At 58.1% G+C, this 814-nt stretch carries 1 protein-coding gene; it reads right to left on the bottom strand.

The annotated features are described in order from the left end of the window. The coding region (locus A3754_RS03665) for an ATP-grasp domain-containing protein (protein WP_156496753.1) at nucleotides 1-814 on the bottom strand (814 nt) is incomplete at both ends.

An 814-nucleotide genomic window follows, 5' to 3' on the forward strand; every position in this document is an offset into this window, starting at 1 on the left:
AATCGCGAACGAATCACGGGTCGCCTGCTTGCCTTCAGTGGTATTCACGATCAGGGCAATCTGGTCGTTCTTGATCATGTCCACAATATGCGGACGCCCTTCCAGCACCTTGTTCACCACCTTCACTTCAAGACCAGCCTCACCCAGCACCTTGGCGGTGCCTTTGGTGGCAACCAGGCTGAAGCCCCGCTCAATCAACATCCGAGCCACTTCAACAGACGCAGGCTTGTCGACTTCACGCACGGAAATAAAGGCCGTACCCGATTCCGGCAGCTTTTCGCCTGCACCCAGGGATGCCTTGCCAAAGGCTTCCGCGAAGGTCGCTCCCACACCCATGACTTCCCCGGTGGATTTCATTTCCGGGCCCAGGATCGGATCGACTTTCGGGAACTTGGCAAACGGGAACACCGCTTCTTTCACGAAATAGTGCTGCGGTTTGACCTCTTTGGTGAAGCCTTGTTCCTTGAGGCTGGTGCCGGCCATACAACGGGCGGCCACTTTCGCCAGGGACACACCAATGCACTTGGACACATACGGCACCGTCCGCGAGGCACGCGGATTCACTTCCAGCACATACACCTCACCGCTTTTCACGGCGAACTGCACGTTCATCAAACCGACCACACCCAGCTCCAGCGCCATATCGGCAGCCTGCTGGCGCATCACATCCTGCACATCCTCATCCAGCGAGTACGGCGGCAGCGAACAGGCGGAGTCACCGGAGTGCACGCCGGCCTGTTCAATGTGCTGCATGATGCCACCGATAACCACATCGGTACCGTCGCAGACCGCATCCACATCCACTTCGATGGCA

The organism is Alcanivorax sp. HI0083, assembly GCF_001635175.1.